This is a genomic window from Agrobacterium tumefaciens, from assembly GCF_017726655.1.
Lineage (GTDB): Bacteria > Pseudomonadota > Alphaproteobacteria > Rhizobiales > Rhizobiaceae > Agrobacterium > Agrobacterium tumefaciens_B.
The window spans coordinates 144991-162907 of record NZ_CP072308.1 but is presented as its reverse complement, the minus strand read 5'-3'; the positions used below and the strand labels follow the sequence as shown (position 1 = coordinate 162907).

Genomic DNA, 17917 nt, shown 5'->3' with positions numbered 1-17917 from the left:
TTTAGAGTCCGGTGGACACGTCGATGGATTGACCTTCGGCGAGCGTGACGACGGCTTTCTTGACGTCCTTCAGCTTACCGGCGAACCCACGGAAACGACGGGTCTTACCCTTGCGGATAAGCGTGTTCACAGCCGTGACTTTGACGCCGAAGAGAGCTTCCACGGCAGCCTTGATTTCAGGCTTGGAAGCATCCTTGGCGACGTTGAATACGACCTGGTTCTGTTCGGATACCAGCGTCGACTTTTCCGTGATCGAAGGAGATACGATCACATCGTAGTGGCGAAGATCCGTCATTTGAACCGCTCCTCCAGAGCCTCTACAGCAGCCTTGGAAAGCACCAGCTTGCCACGGCGCAGGATGTCGTAAACATTGATGCCCTGAACCGGCAGAACGTCCACGTTCGGGATGTTCTGAGCAGCGAGCTTGAAGTTGCCATCAAGTTCGGCGCCACCGATAACGAGAGCGTTGGTCAGGCCAAGCGAAGCGAAGCTGCCCAGCAGAGCCTTGGTCTTTGCTTCGGACGCGACGAGCTGATCGACGATGATCAGATCTTCAGCCTTCAGCTTTGCAGACAGGGCGTGACGCAGAGCGAGCGCACGAACCTTCTTGGGAAGGTCATGAGCGTGGCTGCGAACGACCGGGCCGTGGGCCTTGCCGCCGCCGCGGAACTGCGGTGCGCGAGCCGAATGGTGACGAGCGCGGCCCGTACCCTTCTGCTTGTACATCTTCGCGCCGGTACGGGAAACTTCCGACCGGTTCTTGGACTTGTGGGTTCCCTGCTGCTTCTTTGCAAGCTGCCAGCGAACCATGCGGGCCAGGATGTCCTGGCGGGGGTCGAGGCCGAAGATCTCATCCGACAGAGAAACCTTGCCGGCGTCTTTTCCCTCGAGGGTTTTGACGTTCAATTCCATGATAAGGCTCCCTTACTTCGCAGCCGACTTGACGGCGTCGCGGACGATGATCCAGGAACCCTTCGAGCCGGGAACTGCACCCTTCACGAGGATGAGGCCACGGTCTTCATCGGTCGAAACGACTTCGAGGTTCTGGGTCGTAACGCGCGTCTGGCCCATATGACCAGCCATGCGCTTGCCCTTCCAGACGCGGCCCGGATCCTGGTTGTTACCGGTCGAACCGTGTGCACGGTGCGATACGGAGTTACCGTGCGAAGCGCGGCCACCACCGAAGTTGTGACGCTTCATAGCACCGGCAAAACCTTTACCGATCGTGGTTCCAGTGACGTCGACCAGCTGGCCGGACTGAAAATGATTTGCGGTCAGTGTTGCACCGATATCGATCAGGTTCTCGGGGGAAACCCGGAACTCGACGAGCTTGGCTTTCGGTTCGACATTGGCGGCGGCAAAGTGGCCGCGAAGTGCCTTCGTCGTGTTCTTGACCTTGGACTGGCCGGCACCGAGCTGAACTGCGGTGTAGCCATTCTTGTCTTCCGTGCGCTGGGCAACGACTTGTACGTTATCCAGTCGCAATACTGTTACAGGGATATGTTCACCTGCGTCGTTATAGACGCGTGTCATACCCACTTTCTGTGCAATCACACCTGAACGCATTGGTTCATCCTCTTGCGAGCCTTGAAGGGAAAACCCTCTCTGGCCTTTGTTAAGGAGTGCCCTTCGACATCTCACGATGTTTCCGGTCTCCGGTTTGGAAGTCGTTGGATTGCTCCACGTACCTTCCTTGTTATTGGCCCCCACCCGAAAGTGAGGTCCGGCCTTGTTACTTCAGCCCTCACCTTGGACGGTGCGGGCCGGGTCTTAGAGCTTGATTTCCACGTCAACGCCAGCAGCGAGATCGAGCTTCATCAGAGCATCGACAGTCTGCGGGGTGGGATCAACGATATCGAGAAGACGCTTGTGCGTCCGCATTTCGAACTGTTCACGGCTCTTCTTGTCAACGTGAGGAGAGCGGTTGACAGTAAACTTTTCGATGCGGGTGGGGAGCGGAACCGGGCCGCGAACGCTGGCGCCGGTGCGCTTTGCGGTCGACACGATTTCACGGGTAGAGGCATCGAGGATCCGGTGATCGAACGCCTTGAGGCGGATACGGATATTCTGGCCGTTCATTCGTCTTGTCCTTGTTCTTTGTTATTCGTTTCCGCACGCGGAAACACATGAACTTCTATTGATCGTGGCGCCGCAGATTTTCAAAAATCGAGAGGAATGCGCGTCGCACCCCAATCATTTCGTTAGTCTGTATTGCTAAAAACATCGCGTTTCGCAATCGCTTGCGAATCCAGCGGTGATTGTGAGTGCGCGTTTACGCGCTTTCACCGAATTTTTCAAGTCCTAAAAATGCAACGCCGCCAGGCATTTTATCAAAAGTCCGGCGGCGGTGTTTGTGACACCGCCGCCGGGCCAGAATTCTAAAAGTCGAATTTACTCGACGATCGAAGCGACGATGCCTGCGCCGACGGTACGGCCGCCTTCGCGGATAGCGAAGCGCAGCTTTTCTTCCATCGCGATCGGAACGATCAGCTCGACGTCAACCGTGACGTTGTCGCCAGGCATAACCATTTCCGTGCCTTCAGGAAGCGTCACGATGCCCGTCACGTCCGTGGTACGGAAGTAGAACTGCGGACGGTAGTTCGTGAAGAACGGCGTATGACGGCCGCCTTCTTCCTTCGTCAGGATGTAGGCTTCAGCCTTGAACTTCTTGTGCGGCTTGACCGAACCCGGCTTGCACAGAATCTGACCACGCTCGACGCCGTCACGGTTAACACCGCGAACCAGTGCACCGATGTTGTCGCCAGCCTGGCCCTGGTCGAGCAGCTTGCGGAACATTTCAACGCCGGTAACAGTCGTCTTCGAGGTCGGACGGATGCCGACGATTTCGACTTCTTCGCCAACCTTGACGATACCGCGCTCAACGCGACCCGTCACAACCGTACCACGGCCAGAGATCGAGAACACGTCTTCGATCGGCATCAGGAACGGCTGGTCGATCGGACGCTCAGGCGTCGGGATGTAGGCGTCAACCTGAGCCATCAGCTCGCGGATCGCGTCTTCACCGATCTTCTTGTCGCTGTCTTCAAGAGCAGCAAGCGCCGAACCCTTGACGATCGGAATGTCGTCGCCCGGGAAGTCGTAGGACGACAGAAGTTCGCGAACTTCAAGCTCGACGAGCTCGAGAAGCTCGGCGTCGTCAACCTGGTCCACCTTGTTGAGGAACACGACGATCGCCGGAACGCCAACCTGACGGGCAAGCAGGATGTGCTCGCGGGTCTGCGGCATCGGGCCGTCAGCGGCAGAGCAAACCAGGATCGCGCCGTCCATCTGGGCAGCACCGGTGATCATGTTCTTCACGTAGTCGGCGTGGCCGGGGCAGTCAACGTGCGCGTAGTGACGGTTCGCCGTCTCATACTCAACGTGCGCCGTCGAAATCGTGATACCACGGGCCTTTTCTTCAGGCGCGGCGTCGATCTGGTCATACGCCTTGAATTCGCCGAAGAACTTCGTGATCGCTGCCGTCAGCGACGTCTTGCCATGGTCAACGTGACCGATCGTGCCAATGTTGACGTGCGGCTTATTGCGCTCAAACTTGCTCTTTGCCATTAGTGGCTCTCCATTCTTGTCCCTTGACGGGAATAATCTTCAAAATTCGGTAGGGCGTACCCCGATCACTTCTGACCGGAGTACTTAGCCTGGATTTCCTGCGCCACGTTCGACGGAACCGGCGAATAGTGGTCGAACGTCATCGAGTACTGCGCGCGACCCTGCGACATGGAGCGCAGGTTGTCGACGTACTTGAACATGTTCGCGAGCGGAACATGTGCGTTGATGACAACGGCGATACCACGGCTTTCCTGGCCCTGGATCTGACCACGACGCGAGTTCAGGTCGCCGATAACGTCGCCGACATAGTCTTCCGGCGTGACAACTTCGACCTTCATCATCGGCTCGAGAAGCTGTGCACCAGCCTTCTTAGCGGCTTCACGGAAGCAGGCACGCGATGCGATTTCGAAGGCGAGAACCGACGAGTCAACATCGTGGAATGCACCGTCGAGCAGCGTCGCCTTGACGCCGAGCATCGGGAAGCCAGCGAGCGGACCGGAAGACAGAACGCTTTCGATACCCTTCTGAACGCCCGGGATGTATTCCTTCGGAACAGCACCACCGACGATCTTCGACTCGAACTTGAAGTCTTCGCCTTCGGGGTTCGGTTCGAACAGAAGCTTGACGCGCGCGAACTGGCCGGTACCACCGGACTGCTTCTTGTGCGTGTAGTCTTCTTCGTGCGACTTCGTGATCGTTTCGCGGTAGGCAACCTGCGGAGCACCGACGGTTGCTTCAACCTTGAACTCGCGACGCATACGGTCGACGATGATGTCGAGGTGAAGTTCGCCCATGCCGGCAATGATGGTCTGACCGGATTCGTCGTCGGTCTTGACGCGGAAGGACGGGTCTTCTGCAGCCAGACGGTTGAGCGCGAGGCCCATCTTTTCCTGGTCGCCCTTGGTCTTCGGCTCGATCGCGATCTGGATGACCGGCTCGGGGAATTCCATGCGCTCAAGGATAACCGGCTTCAGCGGATCGCAAAGCGTATCACCCGTGGTGGTTTCCTTCAGACCGGCCAGAGCAACGATGTCGCCTGCATAGGCTTCTTCGATGTCTTCACGGCTGTTGGAGTGCATCTGCAGCATACGGCCGACGCGCTCGCGCTTGTCCTTGACCGTGTTCATGACAGACGTGCCCTTTTCGAGCTTGCCCGAGTAGATGCGTGCGAAGGTGAGCGAACCGACGAAGGGGTCGTTCATGATCTTGAACGCGAGCATGGAAAGCGGCTCGGAGTCGTCAGCGTGACGCTCGATTTCGGCTTCCGTCTTGGCGTCGATGCCCTTGATCGCCGGGATGTCCAGCGGCGAAGGCAGGTAATCGACAACGGCGTCGAGGAGCGGCTGAACGCCCTTGTTCTTGAACGCGGTACCGCAGAACATCGGGTGGAACTTCACGTCGATGGTGCCGCGGCGAACAAGTTCACGAATCTTGTCGTTGTCCGGGTAGTTGCCTTCGAGGTAGGCTTCCATCGCTTCTTCGTCGATCTCGACAACCGTCTCGATCAGCTTTTCGCGATACTCTTCAGCCTTGGCCTTCATGTCCTCGGGGATCTCGACGACGTCCCACTGGGCGCCGAGCGACTCGTCGCGCCATACGAGAGCATTCATCTCGATCAGGTCGATAACGCCCTTGAACTCGGTCTCAGCGCCGATCGGCAGCTGCATGACAACGGCAGTGGCGCCGAGACGGGTCTTGATCATTTCTACCGAGCGGTAGAAGTCAGCACCGGTCTTGTCCATCTTGTTGCAGAAGATCATGCGCGGAACATGATACTTCTCAGCCTGACGCCAGACGGTTTCCGTCTGCGGCTCAACACCGGCGTTGGCGTCGAGCAGCGCAATGGCGCCATCGAGAACGCGCAGCGAACGCTCGACTTCGATGGTGAAGTCAACGTGGCCGGGGGTGTCGATGATGTTGAAGCGGCGGGTCTTGCCGTCACGGCCCTTCCAGAAGGTCGTGGTCGCAGCGGACGTGATGGTGATACCACGCTCCTGCTCCTGCTCCATCCAGTCCATCGTGGCTGCGCCATCGTGAACTTCGCCGATCTTGTGCGACTTACCGGTGTAATAAAGAATACGCTCGGTGGTCGTCGTCTTACCGGCGTCGATATGCGCCATGATACCGAAATTGCGGTAGTCTTCGATTTTATATTCGCGAGCCATAATGGACTGCCTTTCGATATGCGATCGGTTAAGATTACCAGCGGTAATGCGAGAATGCGCGGTTAGCGTCGGCCATCTTGTGCGTGTCTTCACGCTTCTTGACAGCGGAGCCGCGGTTGTTCGCAGCGTCCATGAGTTCGCCGGAAAGGCGATCGACCATGGTCGTTTCGTTGCGCTTGCGAGCGGCAGTGATCAACCAGCGGATTGCGAGGGCCTGGCGACGCTCGGGACGAACATCAACCGGAACCTGGTATGTCGCACCACCAACGCGGCGCGAACGCACTTCAACATGCGGCGCGACGTTGTCGAGGGCCGAATGGAACACGGTCAGCGGTTCCTGCTTCGTCTTGCCCTGAACGACGTCAAACGCGCCGTAAACGATGCTTTCTGCGACCGACTTCTTGCCGTGAAGCATGATGGCGTTCATGAACTTGGTGACGACCAGATCGCCGAACTTCGGGTCCGGGTTGATCTCACGCTTTTCTGCACTATGGCGACGGGACATACTCTTTGTCTCTCAATGTTATTGACGCTATACCACGCGGAGAACCTCGCGCAGCGCCGAATTGTTGTTGCCGAATTACTTCGGACGCTTTGCACCGTACTTCGAACGGCGCTGCTTGCGGTTCTTGACGCCCTGGGTATCGAGAACACCGCGGATGATGTGGTAACGAACGCCCGGCAAGTCCTTCACGCGGCCGCCGCGGATCATGACGACAGAGTGTTCCTGAAGGTTGTGACCTTCGCCAGGAATGTAGCCGATGACTTCGAAGCCGTTGGTGAGGCGGATCTTGGCAACCTTACGCAGAGCCGAGTTCGGCTTCTTCGGGGTCGTCGTGTAAACGCGGGTGCAAACACCACGCTTCTGCGGGTTTTCCTGCAGGGCAGGAACCTTGTTGCGCTTTACCTGTGCCTGGCGAGGCTTGCGGATCAGCTGGTTTACGGTAGGCATATAACCATCCCTTGCAAAAACTACTTTAGCCACCCTCACGGGTGGCGGCTATGCCGTTGCCGGCGACGATGCACGCATATATCCTCATGCGCAAAACGTGGCCCGATCCGGTTTCACGGATGGACCACCAAGAGCAGAGGACACCGGATGAGGCGTCTTGCGTGCAACATTCGTGTCTTCTACGTGCAATGGAGACCCGTTTGAGATGATGTTCGGGAAAAAGCTTACCGAACGGCCAGCACCCACAGAGGCTCCGATGGCGGGCGTACTACTGTTTTAGCCAGCTTTCGTCAAGGGTGAATCCGCATTTTGCGGCCCCAGCCTGGGCCGCCGGGCCTGCCTCCGCGCCATTTCCGCTTCCATCTATCATATGTCGGTGCAGATTGCAGCGATTTTGTCCTCACCGCTTTGGCTTTTCATAAAATCCGTCTATTGATTCCCTATTGGCGGGCCAACCGGCGTCGCCCTGCGCGGGAGCGATTCCATCGGCCCGCATGACCGCAACGAAAGATCAAGGAACCGCGTCATGAACACCCTCCCCGACAACGACAACGGACGCGACGAGCCGATGGTCTTCATCGTGATCGGCAAGGCCTACGAGCACGACAATTCCGACGGCATCGACATCCACGTCATCCTGCGCGCCCCCGACGACGACACGGCCGTGCGGGAAACGCTGAACGCGCTTTCTGAAGAAGGCTTCATCGAAGCCGACCTCGACCAGATCGGCATGCTGACCGAGATCCCGGATGAAGAGCCGCACGCCTCGGCCTATCAGGGCGCGCTCGAAGGCGAAGTCTCCATCATTCGCTTCGCCTGAGGCATAGCGCCATGACGGTCCGGCGCATCGTCGCCAACATAGCGACAACAGAGCCCGCGCGGGCGCAGGCCTTTTATGGCAATATTCTCGACATGCCCGTCCTGATGGACCATGGCTGGATCGTGACCCATGCAGCTTCAGGGGAAGCGACCGCACAGGTGAGCTTCGCGACTGAGGGCGGCTCCGGCACGGCCGTGCCGGACCTTTCCATCGAGGTCGATAATTTCGAGGAAGTCCACGCCCGGCTTATCAATGCCGGATTGCCGATCGAATACGGGCCAGTAACCGAAGGATGGGGCGTGCGCCGCCTGTTTGTGCGCGACCCTTTCGGAAGGCTGGTAAATATATTAAGTCACTTATAGATTATATACATCGCTTAAATAGTATTAATCCTTTATTGATTGAACAAATAGAAGAAGTAAGGCTATAGTAAATCCGCATAGAATGCCGGTGGCGGGTTGAATAATATTTCGGCGAAAGACATTATTGAGCGCATATATGAGGCCGCGCTTTTCCCCGATCGCTGGATCGCGGTCGTCGAAATGATTTGCCGCCATCTGGGTTTCTGGGGAGGTGTTATCACCTGGGGAAAGGGTGAAGAGGAGGTCTTGCTGTGTACCTCCAGCTTTCAGCAGCTCTCCAGGGAATTGGTCGCCGACGGCTGGGATTACCGGAAGGACCGTCTGGCGAAGGCCGCTTTCGAGGGCCCGTCCTCATTCGGGCGGGATTTGGACGTCCTTAACCGCGAGACCTGGGCGGCGCTGCCGGTTAACCGGGACGTCCTTATCCCACGCGCCCTTGGTTACGGCGTCGCCACTCGGATCACGCCACCAGGGCATCCAGAGATCACGATATCATTCGAGCGCGAGTTGGATGCCGGTGTGATCGGGCCCGAAACCATGGCTGTTCTTGCAGATCTGCGCCCCCACATTGCGCGCAGCCTCACGATTGCAGCCGGGCTCCAGCGCCAGAAGGCAGAGGCGATCACTCTTGGCCTCAATGCCATCGGTGCGCCAGCGGCCGTCTTGCAACGGAGCGGGCGCATCGTCGCTGCCAATGCTCTTTTTCGCTCGATAGGGGAATGTCTCTCCCCTCGCAGCAGGGACAGGATCGCCATCACCGACGACAGGGCGAACCGGCTTCTTTATAAGGCGCTCGCAGGACATGATGTAGCCTCCCTTCCCCTCCCCGAGGGCGACGATGGCGCGTGTGTTCTTCACGTCATCCCGCTGCGCAACAGCGTCAGTGATTTCCCTTCGAATGGCCATGCCATCGCATTGGTAGCGCAACCGACCGGCACCATTGCCGACGCCACAGCGCTGCTGAAAGGGCTATACGGCCTGACAAAGGGCGAGGCGCGCATTGCTCTGGAGATCATCAAGGGGCTTTCGCTGCCCTCCGTGGCACGGCAACTGAGTATCTCGCACGAGACGGTGCGCAGCAATGCGAAGTCGATTTACGCGAAGACCGGCAGTACCGGCAAGACGGACCTCATGCGCCGCCTTTCCGTGCTGACCCGTTACAATATTCTGGAGCAGCGTTGACGCGCGAGGACCGACCTCGCCGCGCGCGGTCACATCACCAGTGCCAGTCACGATAATCCACGAAAGCAAAAACGCCCGGATTGCTCCGGGCGTTTCTCAATCTCGGCGGGGCTTCAGAGAGCCCCTGCACTGCCCGCCTTATTCGGCGGCCGGAGCCTGATCCGTCATGTCCTGCAGCATCTGGTTCGCAGAACCTGCACCGGTGCCCTTGCGGCGTTCCTCGAGAATGAGGTCGTCGCGCGAGGTGGCGATGCGGCGGATCTGCGTCATGGTGCCGCCGGTACCGGCCGGGATGAGACGGCCGACGATGACGTTTTCCTTGAGGCCCTGCAGCGTGTCCGTCTTGCCGGCAATCGCAGCTTCCGTGAGAACCTTGGTGGTTTCCTGGAAGGATGCGGCCGAGATGAAGGACGGCGTCTGCAGCGAAGCCTTGGTGATGCCGAGCAGAACCGGCTCGCCATAGGCAGGCTTCTTGCCCTCTTCGATCAGGCGGTCGTTGTTGTCATCGAGCTCGATACGATCAACGTTGTCACCAACGATGTACTGGCTGTCGCCAGCATCGGTGATTTCAACCTTCTGCAGCATCTGGCGAACGATCACCTCAATGTGCTTGTCGTTGATCACAACGCCCTGCAGACGATAGACTTCCTGGATTTCGTTCACGAGGTAGGAAGCCAGAGCCTCCACGCCCTTGATCGCCAGAATGTCGTGCGGCGCCGGGTTACCGTCGAGGATGTATTCACCCTTTTCGATATAGTCGCCTTCCTGAAGGTGGAAGGGCTTGCCCTTCGGGATCAGGTATTCGACCGGCTCGACGCCGTCTTCCGCCGGCTCGATCATCACGCGACGCTTGTTCTTGTAGTCGCGGCCGAGGCGGATCGTACCATCGATCTCAGCGATGATGGCGTGATCCTTCGGACGACGGGCTTCGAACAGTTCCGCAACGCGCGGCAGACCACCGGTGATGTCCTTCGTCTTGGCGCTTTCCAGCGGCGAACGTGCAAGCACGTCACCCTGGGAGACCTTCGCACCCGGCTCGACCGACAGGATGGCGTCGACCGAGAGCTGGAAGCGGGCTTCACCACCACGGGCAAGCTTCGCAACAGCGCCGGACGCGTCCTTGATGACGATCGCAGGCTTCAAGTCCGAACCGCGCGGCGTCGAACGCCAGTCAATGACCTGACGCTTGGTGATGCCGGTGGATTCGTCGGTTGCTTCCAGAACGGAGAGACCATCGACGAGGTCTTCGAAGTGAACGGTACCTTCCACTTCCGTCATCATCGGACGGGTGTAGGGGTCCCACTCTGCAAGACGCTGGCCACGCTTCACCTTGTCGCCATCATCAACGAAGATCTTCGAACCGTAAGCCACACGCTGTGTGGAACGTTCCGCGCCGCGCTCATCCAGGATCGTAACGGACATGTTACGGCCCATGGCGATGAGAACGCCTTCGGAGTTCCGCAGGATGTTGCGGTTCTTGATCTGGATCGTGCCTTCATAAGACGCTTCGAGGAACGACTGGTCGACCACGTTTGCCGTGCCACCAAGGTGGAACGTACGCATGGTGAGCTGCGTGCCCGGTTCACCGATCGACTGAGCGGCGATAACGCCAACGGCTTCGCCCATGTTGACAGGCGTACCGCGTGCAAGGTCACGACCGTAGCAGACGCCGCAGACACCGACCTGCACTTCGCAGGTGAGCGCCGAACGGATGCGAACGGACTGAATGCCAGCCTTCTCGATGGCAGCCACATCGGCTTCGTCGATCAGCGTACCGGCCTTGACGATGTTCTCGCCGGTGACCGGGTTGTCGATGTCGTCGAGAGCCGTACGACCGAGGATACGCGCGCCAAGCGAAGCAACCACCTGACCGGCATCGACGATGGCCGTCATGGTGAGGCCCTTATCGGTGCCGCAATCCCTGGAGTTGACGATGCAGTCCTGCGCGACGTCGACGAGACGACGCGTCAGGTAACCCGAGTTCGCGGTCTTCAGGGCGGTGTCTGCGAGACCCTTACGGGCACCGTGGGTCGAGTTGAAGTACTCGTTAACGGTCAGGCCTTCCTTGAAGTTCGAGATGATCGGCGTCTCGATGATTTCACCCGACGGCTTCGCCATCAGGCCGCGCATGCCGCCCAGCTGACGCATCTGGTTCGGAGAACCACGAGCACCCGAGTGAGACATCATGTAGATGGAGTTCATCGGCTTCTGGCGGCCCGTTTCCGGATCGAACTCAACAGCCTTGATGCGTGCCATCATCTCCTCGGCGACCTTTTCGGTAGCCTTGCCCCAGGCGTCGACAACCTTGTTGTACTTTTCGCCCTGGGTGATGAGACCGTCATTATACTGCTGTTCGTATTCCTTCACGAGAGCTTCGGTGTCGCCAACGATCTTCACCTTGCTGTCAGGAATGACCATGTCGTCCTTGCCGAACGAAATGCCGGCGCGGCAGGCATGGGCAAAGCCGAGCTGCATGATGCGGTCACAGAAGATGACCGTGTCTTTCTGGCCGCAATGACGGTAGACCGTGTCGATCATCTTGGAGATGTTCTTCTTGGTCATTTCCTGGTTGCAGACGTCGAAAGGCACGTTGACGTTCTTCGGCAGAAGTTCGCCAATCAGCATACGGCCGGGGGTCGTCTCATGGATCTTCGAAACCGGCTTGCCATCGGCATCCACGGTCTTGAAGCGACCACGGATCTTGGCATGCAGCGTCACGACCTTGTTTTCAAGCGCGTGATGCAGCTCACCAATGTCGGAGAAGGCCATGCCTTCGCCCGGCTCGTTCTGGTTCATGATCGACAGGTAATACAGGCCGAGAACCATGTCCTGCGAAGGAACGATGATCGGGTGGCCGTTTGCCGGATGCAGGATGTTGTTGGTCGACATCATCAGCACGCGCGCTTCCAGCTGGGCTTCCAGCGAAAGCGGTACGTGAACAGCCATCTGGTCGCCGTCGAAGTCGGCGTTGAAGGCCGTGCAGACGAGCGGGTGCAGCTGGATGGCCTTGCCTTCGACCAGCATGGGTTCGAAGGCCTGGATACCCAGACGGTGCAGCGTCGGTGCACGGTTCAGCAGAACCGGATGTTCGCGGATGACCTCGTCGAGGATATCCCAGACCTCTGGCTTTTCCTTTTCAACCAGCTTCTTGGCCTGCTTGACGGTCGAGGAGTAACCCTTGGCGTCGAGGCGGGCGTAGATGAACGGCTTGAACAGTTCGAGCGCCATCTTCTTCGGCAGGCCGCACTGGTGCAGCTTCAGTTCCGGACCGGTCACGATAACCGAACGGCCGGAATAGTCGACGCGCTTGCCGAGAAGGTTCTGGCGGAAGCGGCCCTGCTTGCCCTTGAGCATGTCGGAGAGCGACTTCAGCGGACGCTTGTTGGCACCCGTGATGACGCGGCCGCGACGGCCGTTGTCGAACAGCGCATCGACGGATTCCTGCAACATACGCTTTTCGTTGCGGATGATGATGCCAGGCGCACGAAGCTCGATCAGGCGCTTCAGACGGTTGTTACGGTTGATGACGCGGCGATAGAGATCGTTGAGGTCGGACGTCGCAAAACGGCCGCCATCCAGCGGAACCAGCGGACGCAGGTCCGGCGGGATCACGGGAACAACCTTCATGATCATCCATTCCGGACGGTTGCCGGATTCCATGAAGTTCTCGACGATCTTCAGGCGCTTCATCAGCTTCTTCTGCTTGAGATCAGACGTGGTCTCAGCAAGTTCGGCACGCAGGTCGCCGGCGATCTTTTCAAGGTTCATCGAAGCCAGCATCTCATAGATGGCTTCAGCGCCGATCATGGCGGTGAACTGGTCTTCGCCGAACTCGTCGACGGCGATCATGTACTCTTCTTCCGACAGAAGCTGGTTCTGCTTCAGCGAAGTGAGGCCGGGCTCGGTGACGATGTAGTTCTCGAAATAGAGAACGCGTTCGACATCCTTCAGCGTCATGTCGAGCAGGGTCGAGATACGCGAAGGAAGCGACTTCAGGAACCAGATGTGGGCAACCGGCGCTGCGAGCTCGATGTGGCCCATGCGCTCACGGCGAACGCGCGACAGCGTGACTTCGACGCCGCACTTTTCGCAGATGATGCCCTTGTACTTCATGCGCTTGTACTTGCCGCACAGGCACTCGTAGTCCTTGATCGGTCCGAAGATGCGCGCGCAGAAAAGACCGTCACGTTCAGGCTTGAACGTACGGTAGTTGATGGTTTCCGGCTTCTTGATCTCGCCGTAGGACCACGACAGGATTTTTTCCGGCGAAGCAATCGAGATCCGGATGGAATCGAAATGCTGCGCAGGCACCTGAGGATTGAAAAGATTCATGACCTCTTGGTTCATGCCTTGTCTCCTTGAGAGGCTAGCTGCTGCCCCTGTTTGCATCTGGACCGGCTTCTTCCCGGGTCGCCGTCCAGAGCTCTAAATACGGATTAACCGCACAATGCGGCGAAAGTGTCCCGAGCCGGCAACGACCGCCCGGGAAACCGGCAGGCGCCCTTGCAGGCGCCCGCCTCTCTCAATTTTATTCCGCCGCGTCGGGCAGCTGGTCTTCCGGCTGGTTCTCGAGCTTCGAGTTTTCCAGCTCGACGGACAGGCCGAGCGACCGCATTTCCTTGACGAGAACGTTGAAGCTCTCGGGGATACCGGCTTCGAAGGTATCGTCACCACGGACGATTGCTTCGTAAACCTTGGTGCGGCCGGCCACGTCGTCCGACTTGACGGTGAGCATTTCCTGCAGCGTGTAAGCCGCGCCGTATGCTTCCAGAGCCCAGACTTCCATTTCCCCGAAGCGCTGACCGCCGAACTGCGCCTTGCCGCCCAGCGGCTGCTGGGTAACGAGCGAGTAAGGGCCGATCGAGCGAGCGTGGATCTTGTCGTCGACAAGGTGGTTCAGCTTGATCATGTACATGTAGCCGACGGTCACCTTACGGTCGAACGGCTCACCGGTACGGCCGTCGTAAAGAACGGACTGACCGGATTCATGCAGACCTGCCTTTTTCAGCATCGCGGCAACGTCAGGCTCATGCGCGCCGTCGAAGACCGGGGTCGCGATGGAAACACCGCGCTTGGCTTCTTCGGCAAGCTTGACGAGCGAGTCGTCGTCGAAACGCTGAACCTCGTCATTCGCTTCAGACGCGTAGATTTCCGTCAGCTCGCTGCGAAGCTCGCTGATGTCCATCGTCTTGCGATACTCTTCGAGCATCTCGCCGATCTTCTTGCCCATGCCTGCGCATGCCCATGCGAGGTGGGTTTCGAGGATCTGGCCGACGTTCATGCGTGAAGGCACGCCGAGCGGATTCAAGCAGATGTCGACATGCGTGCCGTCTTCGAGGAACGGCATGTCTTCGACCGGAACGATACGCGAAACGACGCCCTTGTTACCGTGACGGCCGGCCATCTTGTCGCCCGGCTGGATCTTGCGCTTAACCGCAACGAAGACCTTGACCATCTTCATCACGCCCGGAGGCATTTCATCGCCGCGCTGGACCTTTTCAACCTTGTCCATGAAGCGCTGTTCAAGGCGCGACTTGGACTCGTCGTACTGGCCGCGGAGTGCTTCGATCTCGGCCTGAGCCTTCTCGTCCTCGACGGCGAACATCCACCACTGCGAGCGGGGATATTCGGAGACGACGGCGTTGGAGAGCTCGACGCCCTTCTTGAAGCCCTTCGGACCGGCAATCGAAACCTGGCCACGCAGCATGTCGATCAGACGGCCGTAAACGTTACGGTCGAGGATCGCCTGCTCGTCGTCGCGGTCCTTTGCCAGACGCTCGATCTCTTCGCGCTCGATAGCCATCGCGCGCTCATCCTTCTCCACACCGTGACGGTTGAAGACGCGGACTTCGACGACCGTACCGAACGTGCCCGGAGGCATGCGCATGGAAGTGTCGCGAACGTCGGAAGCCTTTTCACCGAAGATGGCGCGCAGAAGCTTTTCTTCCGGCGTCATCGGGCTTTCGCCCTTCGGCGTGATCTTGCCGACGAGGATGTCGCCCGGCTGAACTTCCGCACCGATGTAAACGATACCGGCTTCGTCGAGGTTCTTCAGCGCTTCTTCCGAAACGTTCGGAATGTCGCGCGTGATTTCTTCCGGACCAAGCTTCGTGTCACGGGCCATCACTTCGAATTCTTCGATGTGGATGGAGGTGAACACGTCGTCGGAAACGATACGTTCCGACATCAGGATCGAGTCTTCGTAGTTGTAGCCGTTCCAGGGCATGAACGCGACAAGCGCGTTGCGGCCGAGAGCCAGGTCACCGAGGTCGGTCGACGGGCCATCCGCGATGATATCACCCTTGGAGATGATGTCGCCGACGGCGACCAGCGGACGCTGGTTGACGCAGGTGTTCTGGTTCGAACGCTGGAACTTCTGCAGACGGTAGATGTCAACGCCGGACTTGCCTGCATCGAGATCTTCCGTAGCGCGGATAACGATACGCGTCGCGTCGACCTGATCGACGACACCGCCGCGGCGAGCCGCGATGGCAGCGCCGGAGTCCCGCGCAACGATCGGTTCCATGCCGGTGCCCACGAAAGGCGCCTCGGCGCGCAGAAGCGGAACAGCCTGACGCTGCATGTTCGAGCCCATGAGAGCGCGGTTGGCGTCGTCGTTTTCCAGGAACGGAATGAGAGCCGCTGCGACCGAAACGAGCTGCTTCGGTGAAACGTCCATCAGGTTGATGTTGTCCCGCGGTGCGAGCATGACTTCGCCCGAGTGACGGCAGACGACGAACTCTTCCGAGAAAGAACCGTCTTCATTAAGCGGCGCGTTGGCCTGCGCGACGTAATACTTCGCCTCTTCCATCGCGGAGAGGTAGATAACGTCATTGGTGACCTTGCCCTCGGTGATCTTGCGGTACGGGCTCTCGATGAAACCGTACTTGTTGACGCGGGCAAAGGTTGCAAGCGAGTTGATCAGACCGATGTTCGGGCCTTCCGGCGTCTCGATCGGGCAAATACGGCCGTAATGGGTCGGGTGAACGTCGCGGACTTCGAAGCCGGCGCGCTCACGGGTCAGACCACCCGGTCCAAGAGCCGAAAGACGGCGCTTGTGGGTGATTTCCGAAAGCGGGTTCACCTGGTCCATGAACTGCGACAGCTGCGAGGAACCGAAGAACTCGCGAACGGCAGCAGCTGCCGGCTTCGCGTTGATCAGGTCCTGCGGCATCACGGTGTCGATTTCGATCGAGGACATACGTTCCTTGATCGCACGTTCCATGCGCAGAAGGCCCAGACGATACTGGTTTTCCATCAGCTCGCCGACCGAACGGACACGGCGGTTGCCGAGGTTGTCGATGTCGTCGATTTCGCCCTTGCCGTCGCGCAGCTCGACCAGCATCTTGACGACCGCGAGGATGTCTTCCTTGCGCAGGGTGCGCACGGTGTCTTCCGCGTCGAGGTCGAGACGCATGTTCATCTTCACGCGGCCAACGGCCGAAAGATCGTAACGCTCTGCATCGAAGAACAGCGAGTTGAACATCGCTTCCGCCGAATCCATGGTCGGCGGCTCACCCGGACGCATGACGCGGTAGATGTCGAACAGCGCTTCCTGACGGTTCTCGTTCTTGTCGGCAGACAGCGTGTTGCGGATATAGGCGCCAACATTGACGTGGTCGATGTTGAGAACCGGGATCTCGTCAAAACCGGACTGCAGGATCAGTCCGAGCGTCTTCTCGTCGATTTCGTCACCAGCTTCGAGGTAGATTTCACCCGTCTCGTAGTTGACGATGTCTTCGGCGAGATAGTTGCCGTACAGGTCTTCGTCGGTCGCCTTCAGCGCCTTGAGGCCCTTTTCGGAGAGCTGGCGGATCACGCGCGGCGTCAGCTTCTTGCCGGCCTCGACGACGACTTCGCCGGTATCGGCGTCGATCATGTCGGTGACGACCTTGGCGTTCTTAAGCGCTTCGGGCTGGAACGGAATGCGCCAGCCGTCGCCGTCGCGCTCATAGGAAGCCTTGGTGTAGAAGGTCGACAGAATGTCTTCGCCGTCCATGCCAAGCGCCATCAGGAGCGAGGTTACGGGCAGCTTGCGGCGGCGGTCGATACGCGCATAGACGATGTCCTTGGCGTCGAATTCGATATCGAGCCAGGAACCGCGATAAGGGATCACGCGCGCAGCGAAGAGCAGCTTGCCGGAAGAGTGGCTCTTGCCCTTGTCGTGGTCGAAGAACACGCCCGGCGAACGGTGCATCTGCGAAACGATGACGCGCTCGGTGCCGTTGACGATGAACGTGCCGTTATTGGTCATGAGTGGCATGTCACCCATGTAAACAGACTGTTCCTTGATGTCCTTGATAGACTTCGCACCCGTATCTTCGTCGATATCGAACACGATGAGGCGCAGCGTTACTTTCAGCGGCGCTGCATAGGTCAGATCGCGCTGACGGCACTCCTCGACGTCGAACTTCGGCGCTTCGAATTCGTAGGATACGAATTCAAGCATGGACGCGCCCGAGAAATCGGTGATCGGGAATACGGATTTGAATACGGCATTCAATCCCTCGTCGGGACGGCCACCCTTGGGCTCGTCAACCATGAGAAACTGGTCATACGAAGCCTTCTGAACCTCGATGAGGTTCGGCATTTCCGCTACTTCTGGAATTTTGCCGAAAAACTTGCGTACGCGCCTGCGACCGTTAAACGAAAGGGTCTGAGCCATCGTCGCTCCTTTAAAATTGCATCCGGGCCTGCAACGGACGGGAACCGATGGCCAGTCGATCCCGTCAAGCAATGGGTATCATCAATCTCGTTCCACATCCCGGATCGATCAGGCCGGATTGCCTAGATGAGCCGGTTCGGAACCATTCTCTTGAAGAACCCATTACCCAAAAGCCGTTTTCAAGCGGCTTTTGGGTAATAAGTT

13 protein-coding genes are annotated in these 17917 nt (G+C 58.6%); 3 read left to right on the top strand and 10 right to left on the bottom strand.

Annotated elements, in window-relative coordinates; all coding sequences use genetic code 11:
- Position 1: 1 nt before the first annotated feature.
- The 8 genes from AT6N2_RS00785 to rpsL all read right to left on the bottom strand — a co-directional run bounded on the left by AT6N2_RS00785 (position 2) and on the right by rpsL (position 6684).
- Positions 2-295, bottom strand: a complete 294-nt coding sequence (locus tag AT6N2_RS00785) for a 50S ribosomal protein L23 (protein WP_063948592.1) — start codon at positions 293-295, stop codon at positions 2-4.
- Positions 292-912 carry a 50S ribosomal protein L4 gene (gene rplD, locus AT6N2_RS00780; RefSeq protein ID WP_063948590.1) on the bottom strand — a complete coding sequence of 207 codons (621 nt, stop codon included), beginning with the start codon at positions 910-912 and terminating at the stop codon, positions 292-294. Before rplD ends, AT6N2_RS00785 begins: the two co-directional genes overlap by 4 nt.
- Before the next feature lie 12 nt (positions 913-924).
- Positions 925-1566 carry a 50S ribosomal protein L3 gene (rplC, locus tag AT6N2_RS00775; protein WP_003507769.1) on the bottom strand — a complete coding sequence of 214 codons (642 nt, stop codon included), beginning with the start codon at positions 1564-1566 and terminating at the stop codon, positions 925-927.
- 204 nt (positions 1567-1770) lie between these two features.
- Entirely contained in the window at positions 1771-2079 is a 309-nt protein-coding gene (gene rpsJ / locus AT6N2_RS00770) for a 30S ribosomal protein S10 (RefSeq protein WP_003507767.1), read from the bottom strand.
- A gap of 312 nt (positions 2080-2391) precedes the next feature.
- The gene (gene tuf, locus AT6N2_RS00765; RefSeq protein ID WP_063948570.1) at positions 2392-3567 is read right to left on the bottom strand and encodes an elongation factor Tu; all 1176 of its coding nucleotides are present in this window, start codon (positions 3565-3567) and stop codon (positions 2392-2394) included.
- Positions 3568-3632: 65 nt separating this feature from the next.
- Complete coding sequence (fusA, locus tag AT6N2_RS00760; protein ID WP_063948588.1) at positions 3633-5732, bottom strand: elongation factor G; 2100 nt, start codon at positions 5730-5732, stop codon at positions 3633-3635.
- A gap of 34 nt (positions 5733-5766) precedes the next feature.
- Positions 5767-6237 carry a 30S ribosomal protein S7 gene (gene rpsG / locus AT6N2_RS00755; protein WP_063948586.1) on the bottom strand — a complete coding sequence of 157 codons (471 nt, stop codon included), beginning with the start codon at positions 6235-6237 and terminating at the stop codon, positions 5767-5769.
- A 75-nt stretch (positions 6238-6312) separates the two neighbouring features.
- Positions 6313-6684, bottom strand: coding sequence for a 30S ribosomal protein S12 (gene rpsL, locus AT6N2_RS00750; RefSeq protein ID WP_003507760.1), 372 nt, complete (start codon positions 6682-6684; stop codon positions 6313-6315).
- Between the two features lie 526 nt (positions 6685-7210).
- Here rpsL and AT6N2_RS00745 point away from each other — a divergent pair.
- From AT6N2_RS00745 to AT6N2_RS00735, 3 genes are all read left to right on the top strand, one after another.
- The gene (locus AT6N2_RS00745) at positions 7211-7504 is read left to right on the top strand and encodes a transcriptional regulator (protein ID WP_144579308.1); all 294 of its coding nucleotides are present in this window, start codon (positions 7211-7213) and stop codon (positions 7502-7504) included.
- An 11-nt stretch (positions 7505-7515) separates the two neighbouring features.
- The gene (locus AT6N2_RS00740) at positions 7516-7866 is read left to right on the top strand and encodes a VOC family protein (RefSeq protein WP_209087686.1); all 351 of its coding nucleotides are present in this window, start codon (positions 7516-7518) and stop codon (positions 7864-7866) included.
- A gap of 96 nt (positions 7867-7962) precedes the next feature.
- Positions 7963-9048 carry a helix-turn-helix transcriptional regulator gene (locus AT6N2_RS00735; RefSeq protein ID WP_209087684.1) on the top strand — a complete coding sequence of 362 codons (1086 nt, stop codon included), beginning with the start codon at positions 7963-7965 and terminating at the stop codon, positions 9046-9048.
- Between the two features lie 138 nt (positions 9049-9186).
- Here AT6N2_RS00735 and rpoC read toward each other — a convergent pair whose 3' ends face one another.
- Both rpoC and rpoB read right to left on the bottom strand, forming a co-directional pair.
- Positions 9187-13395: a DNA-directed RNA polymerase subunit beta' gene (gene rpoC / locus AT6N2_RS00730; protein WP_004442633.1), complete on the bottom strand. Its 4209-nt coding sequence runs from the start codon at positions 13393-13395 to the stop codon at positions 9187-9189.
- Positions 13396-13576: 181 nt separating this feature from the next.
- Positions 13577-17713 (bottom strand): DNA-directed RNA polymerase subunit beta, encoded by a 4137-nt coding sequence (gene rpoB, locus AT6N2_RS00725; RefSeq protein WP_209087682.1) that lies wholly within the window; start codon positions 17711-17713, stop codon positions 13577-13579.
- Between the last annotated feature and the right edge of the window lie 204 nt (positions 17714-17917).

Coding starts and splice junctions, on each gene's coding strand:
- AT6N2_RS00785 (WP_063948592.1), bottom strand. CDS start 295: ATGACGGATCTTCGCCACTACGATGTGATCGTATCTCCTTCGATCACG.
- rplD (WP_063948590.1), bottom strand. CDS start 912: ATGGAATTGAACGTCAAAACCCTCGAGGGAAAAGACGCCGGCAAGGTT.
- rplC (WP_003507769.1), bottom strand. CDS start 1,566: ATGCGTTCAGGTGTGATTGCACAGAAAGTGGGTATGACACGCGTCTAT.
- rpsJ (WP_003507767.1), bottom strand. CDS start 2,079: ATGAACGGCCAGAATATCCGTATCCGCCTCAAGGCGTTCGATCACCGG.
- tuf (WP_063948570.1), bottom strand. CDS start 3,567: ATGGCAAAGAGCAAGTTTGAGCGCAATAAGCCGCACGTCAACATTGGC.
- fusA (WP_063948588.1), bottom strand. CDS start 5,732: ATGGCTCGCGAATATAAAATCGAAGACTACCGCAATTTCGGTATCATG.
- rpsG (WP_063948586.1), bottom strand. CDS start 6,237: ATGTCCCGTCGCCATAGTGCAGAAAAGCGTGAGATCAACCCGGACCCG.
- rpsL (WP_003507760.1), bottom strand. CDS start 6,684: ATGCCTACCGTAAACCAGCTGATCCGCAAGCCTCGCCAGGCACAGGTA.
- AT6N2_RS00745 (WP_144579308.1), top strand. CDS start 7,211: ATGAACACCCTCCCCGACAACGACAACGGACGCGACGAGCCGATGGTC.
- AT6N2_RS00740 (WP_209087686.1), top strand. CDS start 7,516: ATGACGGTCCGGCGCATCGTCGCCAACATAGCGACAACAGAGCCCGCG.
- rpoC (WP_004442633.1), bottom strand. CDS start 13,395: ATGAACCAAGAGGTCATGAATCTTTTCAATCCTCAGGTGCCTGCGCAG.
- rpoB (WP_209087682.1), bottom strand. CDS start 17,713: ATGGCTCAGACCCTTTCGTTTAACGGTCGCAGGCGCGTACGCAAGTTT.